Origin of the sequence: Streptomyces sp. NPDC059248, from assembly GCF_042753905.1 — a bacterium.
Lineage (GTDB): Bacteria > Actinomycetota > Actinomycetes > Streptomycetales > Streptomycetaceae > Streptomyces.
Genome location: NZ_JBHYZV010000057.1, coordinates 43,116 through 53,284 on the forward strand (window position 1 = coordinate 43,116; position 10,169 = coordinate 53,284).

6 protein-coding genes and 1 pseudogene are annotated in these 10,169 nt (G+C 70.9%); 5 read left to right on the top strand and 2 right to left on the bottom strand.

The window, feature by feature from the left end; all coding sequences use genetic code 11:
• Window positions 1-21: 21 nt before the first annotated feature.
• Complete coding sequence (locus ACFXG1_RS23235) at window positions 22-1,236, bottom strand: MFS transporter (RefSeq protein WP_384744374.1); 1,215 nt, start codon at window positions 1,234-1,236, stop codon at window positions 22-24.
• 249 nt (window positions 1,237-1,485) lie between these two features.
• Window positions 1,486-2,043 carry a methylated-DNA--[protein]-cysteine S-methyltransferase gene (locus tag ACFXG1_RS23240; RefSeq protein ID WP_384719452.1) on the bottom strand — a complete coding sequence of 186 codons (558 nt, stop codon included), beginning with the start codon at window positions 2,041-2,043 and terminating at the stop codon, window positions 1,486-1,488.
• 466 nt (window positions 2,044-2,509) lie between these two features.
• Between ACFXG1_RS23240 and ACFXG1_RS23245 the strand changes: the two are divergent.
• The 5 genes and pseudogenes from ACFXG1_RS23245 to ACFXG1_RS23265 all read left to right on the top strand — a co-directional run.
• Window positions 2,510-3,343 (top strand): annotated as a pseudogene (locus tag ACFXG1_RS23245) (MHYT domain-containing protein); the annotation flags it as partial.
• A gap of 303 nt (window positions 3,344-3,646) precedes the next feature.
• Window positions 3,647-5,803 (top strand): excinuclease ABC subunit UvrB, encoded by a 2,157-nt coding sequence (gene uvrB, locus ACFXG1_RS23250; RefSeq protein WP_384744371.1) that lies wholly within the window; start codon window positions 3,647-3,649, stop codon window positions 5,801-5,803.
• A 144-nt stretch (window positions 5,804-5,947) separates the two neighbouring features.
• Window positions 5,948-6,526, top strand: a complete 579-nt coding sequence (locus tag ACFXG1_RS23255; protein WP_384719338.1) for a TerD family protein — start codon at window positions 5,948-5,950, stop codon at window positions 6,524-6,526.
• A 215-nt stretch (window positions 6,527-6,741) separates the two neighbouring features.
• The gene (locus ACFXG1_RS23260; protein WP_384719340.1) at window positions 6,742-8,778 is read left to right on the top strand and encodes a TerD family protein; all 2,037 of its coding nucleotides are present in this window, start codon (window positions 6,742-6,744) and stop codon (window positions 8,776-8,778) included.
• A 221-nt stretch (window positions 8,779-8,999) separates the two neighbouring features.
• On the top strand, window positions 9,000-10,067 hold the full coding sequence (locus ACFXG1_RS23265; protein ID WP_384719342.1) for a TerC family protein: 1,068 nt from the start codon (window positions 9,000-9,002) through the stop codon (window positions 10,065-10,067).
• Window positions 10,068-10,169: the final 102 nt, after the last annotated feature.

Sequence of the window (10,169 nt, forward strand, 5' to 3'; positions counted from 1 at the left end):
GGGTGGCGCGGGCAGCGGTGTTCAGGCGCGGGCGATCGAGCTCCGGACCGCCAGCGCGGCCAGCGGCAGAAGCATCAGGGCGCCGATCAGATTGAGGGTGCCGTAGCCCAGTTGCGACACCACCAGTCCCGAGAGGGCGCCGCCGATGCCGGCCGAGGCGTTCATGGCCAGGTCGGACAGTCCCTGGACGGGAGCCCGCGCGGCCTGCGGGACCGAGTCCGTCAGCAGCGCCGAACCGGCGACCACCCCGGCCGACCAGCCGAGCCCCAGGACGAACAGTCCGGCGGCGACCAGGGAATGACTGTCCCCGGCCGTCCCGGCGAGCAGGGCGGCCACCGCCAGCAGCGCGACCGCGAGCCCGATCACGCTCACCCTCCCGTAACGGTCCGCCAGCCAGCCCATCACCGGCGAGAAGGCGTACATCCCCGCGATATGGCCGCTGATCACCAGGCCGATCAGCTCGATCCCGGCGCCGTGGTGCTTCAGCGCCACCGGGGTCATCGACATGATCGACACCATCACGGTGTGCGAGACGGCGATGGCCACCAGGGCGAGCAGCGCCGCCGGGGACTCCCGTACGACCCGGACGGCCGTCCGCAGGGAGCCGTCCGCGGCGCCCTCGGACTCCTGGGCCAGGGCTCTGGCCGTCAGCAGAGGGTCGGGCCTCAGCATCACCTGGAGCACCACCGCCGACACCAGGAACACCCCGCCCGCCCAGATGAAGGGGCCCGCCTCGGCGGGGACGCCGAGCCCGGAGACGCTGCGGCCCGCGGGCGCGGCGATGTTCGGGCCCAGTACGGCCCCGATCGTGGTCGCCCACACCACGAGGGAGATCGCCCGGCCCCGCCGCTCGGGCGGGGCGAGGTCGGCGGCGGCGAACCGGGCCTGGAGGTTCGCCGAACTCCCGGCGCCGAACGCCGCCAGCCCCACCAGGAGCAGCGGGAAGTTGTCGGCGACCGCGCCCAGCACCACCACACCCGCGCCGACGGTTCCGATCCCGTAGGCCAGGACGAGCCCGGCCCGTCGCCCGCGTGCCGTCATCAGCGCCGCCAGCGGTACCGACAGCAGGGCCGTGCCCACCACGGACGCCGTGGAGGCGAGCCCGGAGAGCGCGTCCGTACCACTGACCTCCTGGGCCAGTACCGCCGCCAGCGCGACCCCGGTCGCGATCCCGAGCCCGCCGAGGATCTGGCTGATGACCAGGGCGATGGTGATCCGCCGCCGCAGGGCGGGCAGTTCGGCCTCCGAGACCGCCGGGGCGGGCGGTGACCCGACCGGCCGGGGCGCGGGGACGACGGTGGTGTCGGCGTCGGCGCCGGAACCGGTCGCGGCTATCGCAGATATGTCGGACTGATCAGGGGTGGGGGTCACTGACGCAGTGTGCCAGCTCACCCCCGGCCGCGAAACCGCTTCCCACCCCTCTCACCTGCGGATCCGATCACACCCCTGACACACCCCGGCACACCCCCTGACACCGGGCACGGCCTAGAACAACGGTTGTGGAAGGACGCCTTCCAAGGCCAGCAGCCGCCGCTTGGTCTCCAGCCCGCCGCCGAAGCCGCCGAGCCCGCCGCCCGTCTCCACCACCCGGTGGCACGCCACGACCACCGGCAGCGGGTTCGACCCCATGGCCGCCCCCACGGCCTGCGCGGCGCCCGGCTGGCCCACCCGGGCCGCAAGATCGCCGTAGCCGACGACCGAGCCGTACGGGACGTCTTCGTCCAGCCGCTTCAGCACCTCCCGGTTGAAGCCCCCGGAGAGCGACCAGTCCAGTGGCAGTGAGAACGTCGTCAGATCGCCCGCGAAATACGCCGTGAGCTGGCGTATCGGCTCGGCGAGACGGCCCGGTGCCGCGCCGGAGACCTCGACGGGCTCCGCCCCGAACCGCCCGGTGAGCCGGCGCAGGGCGGAGGGCCGTATCCGCTCGTCGGCGTGGAAGACGACATTCACCAGCCCCCGCTCGGTCGCGGCCAGGAGCAGGGGGCCGATGTCCGTGTCCAGGACGGTCCACTCGACGGTGCTCGCCCGTTCGGCGGTGCCCACCCGGCCGGGCGCGCCAAGCCGGTTGGGCGCGTCCACGGGGCCGGCGGGGCTCGCTTGGCCGGTGGTCTTCGAGCGGTCCGCGGTGTTCGTACCGTCGGTGTCGACGGCGTTCGTACGGCTCATACCGCCCACCGTACGACCGGCCACCGACAACGGGCCCGCCGTCGCGCACCCCGGCCCCCGGAACCGGCCCTCACCGGCCCCTCCCCGGCCGTTGCCCCGGGCTCCGACGGAAGACGGAAACGCTCACGAACCAACGCCGACATGCGACTCCTCGGCCCGAAAAAGCAACTGAACGCACAGAATGCGGCATGCGTATGCCTCCGGACCGATAAAGCGACCCCTCGTGTTCTGCGCCGGCGCGGCAGGTCATACCCTCGGCCCCTGGACATGTACAGACGTTCCACCGGGGGATCGCGGATCACACCAGGGGATCGCGCGAGAGCTGGGAGCAAGGACGCACGCCATGCAGGGAACCATCGACGGATTCAGCTATGGGATCGTCACACCGCTGGCCGCCTATGTGATGGCGTGCCTGGGTGCCGCCCTCGGTCTGCGCTGCACCACACGGTCGCTCCGCAACACCCACTCGTTCAAGGCGGGCTGGCTCGCCATGGGAGCGACGGCGATCGGTTCCGGCATCTGGACGATGCACTTCATCGCCATGATCGGTTTCTCGGTCGACGGCGCCCCGATCACCTATGACCCGATGATCACCTTCGCCAGCCTCGGGGTGGCGATCGTCATGGTCGGTATCGGGATCTTCATCGTCGGCTATCGCGGCGCCACCGCCATGTCCCTGGTCACCGGCGGGACGATCACCGGGCTCGGCGTCGCCTCCATGCACTATCTCGGGATGGCCGGGATGCGGCTCCGGGGCACCCTGGCGTACGACACCGTGACCGTCGGCCTCTCCGTGATCATCGCCGTGGTCGCCGCCACCGCCGCCCTGTGGGCCGCCGTCTCCATCCACGGCTTCCTCGCCAGCCTCGGCGCGAGCCTGGTGATGGGCATCGCGGTGACCGGTATGCACTACACGGGTATGGCCGCCGTCAGCGTCCATCTGCACGGCGCGTCCGGCGCGGCGCGGGGCGGTGAGTCGGCGGCGACCCTGCTCCTGCCCCTGCTGATCGGACCGCTGGCCTTCCTGCTCATCGCCGGTGTGGTGGTGATGTTCGACCCGCTGCTGGTGATGGGCGATGAGCGGGAGTGGCAGGGCTCCCGGCCGGGCACCGAGCCCGCGCCGGGCATCCCGGCCGACACCGCGTGGCGTACGACGGGCGCGGGGACCGCGGGCGCCGGACACCACCACGGGCACGGGCACGGACCCGCGTACGGACAGGAGCCGGGGCAAGGGCACGGGCACGGATCCGGCTACGGCGAGGGATCCGCGGCCGGATACGGATCCGGAGCCGGGTACGGATACGGGTTCGGCGATCCCGGCGGAGCGCCCGAGGCGGGTCGGGCCTCCGGCGACGGCGCCCCGCGCCCGCGCTCGCAGCAGTACGACGGCTGGTGATCCCGGGCGGTCGCGGCACGCGCCGTGACCGTACCGCGCCGGTCCGTGGCCCCGATTGTCAGTGGGGGGTCGTACGGTGGATCCATGCGGCCCGTTTCCGATATCGAACGTACGGTGGCGCCTTTCGAGGTCGTCAGCCCCTTCAGCCCCAGTGGTGACCAGCCCACGGCCATCGCCGACCTGGAGCGGCGCATTCGCGCGGGGGAGAAGGACGTCGTCCTGCTCGGTGCCACCGGCACCGGCAAGTCCGCCACCACCGCGTGGATGATCGAAAAGCTCCAGCGCCCGACCCTGGTCATGGCGCCGAACAAGACCCTGGCCGCCCAGCTCGCCAACGAGTTCCGCGAGCTGCTGCCGAACAACGCCGTCGAGTACTTCGTCTCGTACTACGACTACTACCAGCCCGAGGCGTACGTCCCGCAGTCCGACACCTACATCGAGAAGGACTCCTCGATCAACGAGGAGGTCGAGCGGCTGCGCCACTCCGCGACGAACTCCCTGCTCACCCGGCGCGATGTGATCGTCGTCGCCTCCGTGTCCTGCATCTACGGCCTCGGCACCCCGCAGGAGTACGTCGACCGGATGGTGCAGCTCCGCGTCGGTGAGGAGATCGACCGCGACCAGCTGCTCCGCCGCTTCGTCGACATCCAGTACACGCGCAACGACGCGGCGTTCGCCCGGGGCACGTTCCGGGTCCGCGGCGACACCATCGAGATCTTCCCGGTCTACGAGGAGCTGGCGGTCCGGATCGAGATGTTCGGCGACGAGATCGAGGCCCTCTCCACCCTCCATCCCCTCACCGGCGAGATCATCGACGACCACCGGTCGCTCCATGTCTTCCCCGCCACCCACTACGTGGCCGGACCCGAGCGGCTGGAGAAGGCGGTCACCGGGATCGAGGCCGAGCTGGAGTCGCGCCTCGCCGAGCTGGACAAGCAGGGCAAGCTGCTGGAGGCGCAGCGGCTGCGGATGCGCACGACGTACGACATCGAGATGATGCGCCAGATCGGCTCCTGCTCCGGCATCGAGAACTACTCCATGCACTTCGACGACCGGGAGCCCGGCACACCGCCCAACACCCTCCTCGACTACTTCCCCGAGGACTTCCTGCTGGTCATCGACGAGTCCCATGTCACCGTCCCGCAGATCGGCGCGATGTACGAGGGCGACGCCTCCCGTAAGCGGACCCTGGTGGACCACGGCTTCAGGCTGCCGTCGGCCCTCGACAACCGGCCCCTGAAGTGGGAGGAGTTCACCGAGCGCATCGGTCAGACGGTCTATCTGTCGGCCACCCCGGGGGCGTACGAGCTCGCCCGCTCCGACGGTTTCGTGGAGCAGATCATCCGCCCCACCGGGCTCGTCGACCCCGAGGTCGTCATCAAGCCCACCGAGGGCCAGATCGACGACCTGGTCCACGAGATCAGGCTGCGTACCGAGCGGGACGAGCGGGTGCTGGTCACGACCCTCACCAAGAAGATGGCCGAGGACCTGACGGACTACTTCCTGGAGATGGGCATCCAGGTCCGCTATCTCCACAGCGACGTCGACACCCTGCGCCGGGTCGAGCTGCTGCGCGAACTGCGCGCCGGTGAGTACGACGTCCTCGTCGGCATCAACCTGCTGCGGGAGGGCCTCGACCTGCCCGAGGTGTCCCTGGTGGCGATCCTCGACGCCGACAAGGAGGGCTTCCTGCGCTCCGGTACGTCCCTGATCCAGACCATCGGCCGCGCGGCGCGCAATGTCTCCGGCCAGGTCCATATGTACGCGGACAAGATCACACCGGCGATGGAGAAGGCCATCGACGAGACCAATCGCCGCCGTGAGAAGCAGGTCGCGTACAACACCGAGAAGGGCATCGACCCCCAGCCGCTCCGCAAGAAGATCAACGACATCGTCGCCACCATCGCGCGCGAGGAGATCGACACCGAGGAGCTGCTCGGGACGGGCTATCGCTCGGGCAAGGACGGAAAGGGCGGCAAGGCGCCCGTGCCCGCTCTGCGGAGCGCCGCGACCGCCGGGGCGGGACCGGACGGCGCCACGGGCCGCAAGGGGCGGGGGAAGACCCCCGCGCCGGTCACCGACCGGCCCGGCGCCGAGCTGTCCGCGATCATCGAGGAGATGACCGCCCGGATGCGCGCCGCCGCCGCCGACCTCCAGTTCGAGGTGGCGGCCCGGCTCCGTGACGAGGTGGGGGAGCTGAAGAAGGAGCTGCGCCAGATGAAGGAGGCGGGGGTGGCGTGAGCCCGCGGGACGGCGGGCGCACGGGCTGTGTTGCAAGACCGACACAATAATCGGTTGATCGGGTCACGTGGTTGACGAGACTGCGTAGGGTGCAGGGCAGCCGCTCAAGGGGGCGGCGGCACTTCAGTGAGAAGGGGACAGCGCGTGACGGTCAATATGACCAAGGGTCAGGCCATCAGCCTGCAGAAGAAGGACGGGGCCACCCTCACGGCTGTGCGGATGGGACTCGGCTGGCAGGCGGCCGCCCGCCGCGGCCTGTTCGGCTCGCGGACCAAGGAGATCGACCTGGACGCGTCGGCGGTGCTCTTCGCCGACAAGCAGCCCGTGGACGTGGTGTTCTTCCGCCACCTCGTCAGCGACGACGGCTCCGTCCGGCACACCGGTGACAACCTGGTCGGCGGCGCCGGCTCGGGCGGCGACGACGAGGCCGTCCTCGTCGACCTGGCCCGGGTCCCGGTCCACATCGACCAGATCGTCTTCACGGTGAACTCCTTCACCGGTCAGACGTTCCAGGAGGTGAAGAACGCCTTCTGCCGGATCGTCGACGAGACCAACGGCGAGGAGATGGCCCGCTACACGCTGGACGGCGGCGGCAACTACACCGCGCAGATCATGGCGAAGGTGCACCGCGTCGGCGACGGCTGGAAGATGACGGCCCTCGGGAACCCGGCCAACGGCCGGACGTTCCAGGATCTGATGCCCGCGATCCTTCCGCACCTGTAGACGTCGCCTTTAGACGTCACCCGTTGACGTCACCTGTAGACGTCATTTGTAGGCGTCAGCCGTAGACGTCCGGCACCGGACCACGACGGACACCACAGCTCCCGGCAGCGGACGGCCGGGGGCTGTACCGCTTGCCATCCGCGGGCACCGCGCGGCGCACTCGCTGTCACCGCGCGGCACCCGCCCGACGACAGCAGAACCGAGGGGACGAGGCGATGACGGCCGAGCTGGTCCGAGGGCAGAACCATCCGCTGCCCGAGACCCTGCTGGAGGTGCGGGTCTCCGCCGGTCACCCCGTGGTGGCCTGTGCCGTCGGCGCCGACGAGGGCGGTACCGTACGCGACGCCTGGCTCGCGCACCCCGGAGCACGGCGACCGCTGCCCGGGCTCGACGTACCCGCCGAGCCCACCACGACCCCCCGCTTCGGCGTCGACCTCGGAGCCGTACCTGACGCCGTCCACCGGGTGCATCTGCTGATCTCCCTCCCCGAGGGCGCCGGGGGCCCGGCCCACTTCGGGGCCACCGCGGCGCCCTTCCTCACCGTCGTCGGCCGCCGGGACGGTACCGAGATCGCCGGCTTCACCGTGACCGGCCTCGACGCCGAGACCGCGGTGGTCGCCCTGGAGCTCTACCGCCGCCAGGGCGCGTGGAAGGTCCGGGCCGTCGGCCAGGGCTATGCGGGCGGTCTCGCCCAGCTCCTCGCCGACCACGGACTCGACGGCGCACGTGAGCGGGCCGCCGAGATCGCCGGGGCGGTCGGCCGCCCGGCGCAGCGGGCCGAGCCCGCCCGGCTGCGCCCCCGGACCGCGACCGACGGCGCCCCGCCGCTCGGCCCGGCTTCCCCGCCCGGCCCCGCCGACGCCCCGCACGGCCCCGGGGCGGTCGCCGGGCCCGGCACCCACCCGCTCCGGCCACCGGCGGCCCCCGCGGCCGCGAGCGGCGACGCCACGGTCCCCGGCGCCCCCGCCGTACCGTCCGGCCCCGCCGATGTCCCGCGGGACTCGGGGACCGGTGCCCCCACCGTCCCGGGCGGCCGGATCGACTACGCGCATCCGCGCCGCGGCCCGGCGCCGCCGTCCCCGCCGCCCGCCGCACCGGCCGCGGCCCCCGGGGACGCCGCCCTGCCCGTCGCCGGGGACGCCACCGGCTGGTCCATGGAGGAGCGGCTCTACAACCAGATCTGGGGCATGTTCGAGGACCTGGCCCGTACCGTCGCCGCTTATCGCAGCGCCGTCGAGTTCGCCGAGTCCCGTCTCGACCAGGAGCTGGACCAGGCCCTCTCCGATCCGCGCAGCCGGATCGGCGGCGCCGGTGACGCCGCCCGCGACGCGGCCCGGGCCAAGTGCGAGCAGCTGACGGACCGGGCCCGGCAGTCCCTCGACCGCGACCTGGCCCAGCTCTCCGCCGAGTCCGATGTGGTCGAGCCCGCCCTGCCGCCCGCGTACGCCCGCTGGGACAACCCCGTCTGGCACGCCTACCGGGTGCCGATGGAGAACCCGATGGCGGTCCGGCTGGGGGACCTCCAGCTCCCCGAGAGCCCGGAGCTGCGGATCCCGTTCCTGATCCGGCTGCCGCTGGAACGGGGGCTGTGGGTGGACAGCGGCAGGTCCGGATCCGATACGGCCCTCGTGCTGGACGAGGCCCGGCTGCGGAAGCTGGCCCTGGACTGCGCGGTCTCCCACGCGGCGCGGCTGGTGGCGGTCCATCCCCCCGGTGACTTCGCCGTGCAGGTGATCGACCCGGCGGGGACCGGCGCCCCGTCGCTGGCACCGCTGGTCGAGTCGGGGGTGCTGGCGGCGCCGCCGGCCACCGGGGCCCAGGGGGTCGCCGCCACCCTCGCCCGGCTGACCCAGCGGGTGGATCTGGTCACCATGGCGGTACGCGGCGGTGCCCCCGACGCGCTTCCGCCCGACCTCGACACCTCCGAGCAGCTGCTGATCGTCAACGACTTCCCGCACGGCTTCGACGACCGGGCCGTCACCCAGCTGCGGTATCTGGCCGACGAGGGCCCCCAGGTCGGGGTCCATCTGCTGATGGTGGCCGACCGTGAGGACGCGCGTGCGTACGGTCCCGTACTGGATCCGCTCTGGCGGTCCCTGCTGCGGATCACTCCGGTCCCGGACGACCATTTGGCGGATCCCTGGGTACGGCATTCCTGGACATACCAGCCGCCGGTGGTTCCACCGGGCAGTGCGGTTCTGCGCCAAGTGCTGGGTCAGGTGGCCGAAGCGCGTCGGTCATGGGACCGCTGACCAGCCATTTTGAACTTTCTTTACCAAGTGCTTTACCCGTGCTTTGGTACTCCTGTACGCTCGCTCTGAAGCGGAGGGGAGTACTCCCGACTGCGGCGTGCCCGTCAGTACGGACCCTCAGGTCCCGGGGCGCCGGCCCGAGTGTGGCGAGGCCACCCGGGTGGAGGAGACCTCCGGCAGCGACGACGCTGATCAAGTAGCCGTACGACGCCGGAGGCGCAGTGGACATCTCGTTTACTTTGTGGTTGTTGACCATTCTCGGTCTGTCAGCCCTGATCGCGGTCGACTTCTTCATCGGGCGCAAGCCCCATGATGTGTCGATCAAGGAAGCCGGAATCTGGACGATCGTCTGGATCGTGCTGGCGGTGCTCTTCGGCATCGGCCTCGCGATCTGGGGCAGCGGCCAGGCGTCCGGTGAGTTCTTCGCCGGATTCATCACCGAGAAGTCGCTCAGCGTCGACAATCTCTTCGTCTTCGTCCTGATCATGGCGAAGTTCTCGGTGCCCTCCCACCTCCAGCAGCGGGTGCTGCTGATCGGTGTGCTGATCGCCCTGGTCCTGCGTGCGATCTTCATCGCCGCCGGTGCCGCGATCATCGCCAGTTTCTCCTGGGTCTTCTACATCTTCGGCGCGTTCCTGATCTACACCGCGTGGAAGCTCATCCAGGAGGCGCGCGCCGACGAGGACGAGGAGGACTGGGAGGAGAACAAGCTCCTCAAGTCCGTCGAGAAGCGGTTCGGCGTGGCCGACCAGTACCACGGCACCAAGCTCTTCATCGTGAAGAACGGCAAGCGCATCCTGACCCCGCTGATGGTGGTCATGCTCGCCATCGGTACCACGGACATCCTGTTCGCCCTGGACTCGATCCCCGCGATCTTCGGTCTGACCCAGGACCCGTACATCGTCTTCACCGCCAACGCCTTCGCCCTGATGGGTCTGCGTCAGCTGTACTTCCTGATCGGCGGCCTGCTGAAGAAGCTGGTCCACCTCAGCTACGGCCTGTCGGTGATCCTCGGCTTCATCGGTGTGAAGCTGGTGCTGCACGCACTGCACGAGAGCGGCGTCAGCGTCCCCGAGATCTCCATCCCGTTCTCGCTCTCCGTCATCGGCGGTGTGCTGGTCATCACCACGATCACCAGCCTCATCGCCTCGAAGAAGCAGGCGCAGCGCGAGGCCGCCGAGGCCGCGGCAGCCGGCACCGGCGACGGTGACTCCGACGGGACCGGGACCGGGACCGACGGTCCCGGAACCGACGGCTCCGGCTCCGCGAAGGACAGTGTGGACGCCTGACACCAGGCCGTGTCCTGAGGACCTACGGCTCAGGGGTTGCCGATGGTGAAGGCGAGCCGTCGCGAGGGCGGGGCGCCGAAGAACACCAGGACGCCGGAGTCC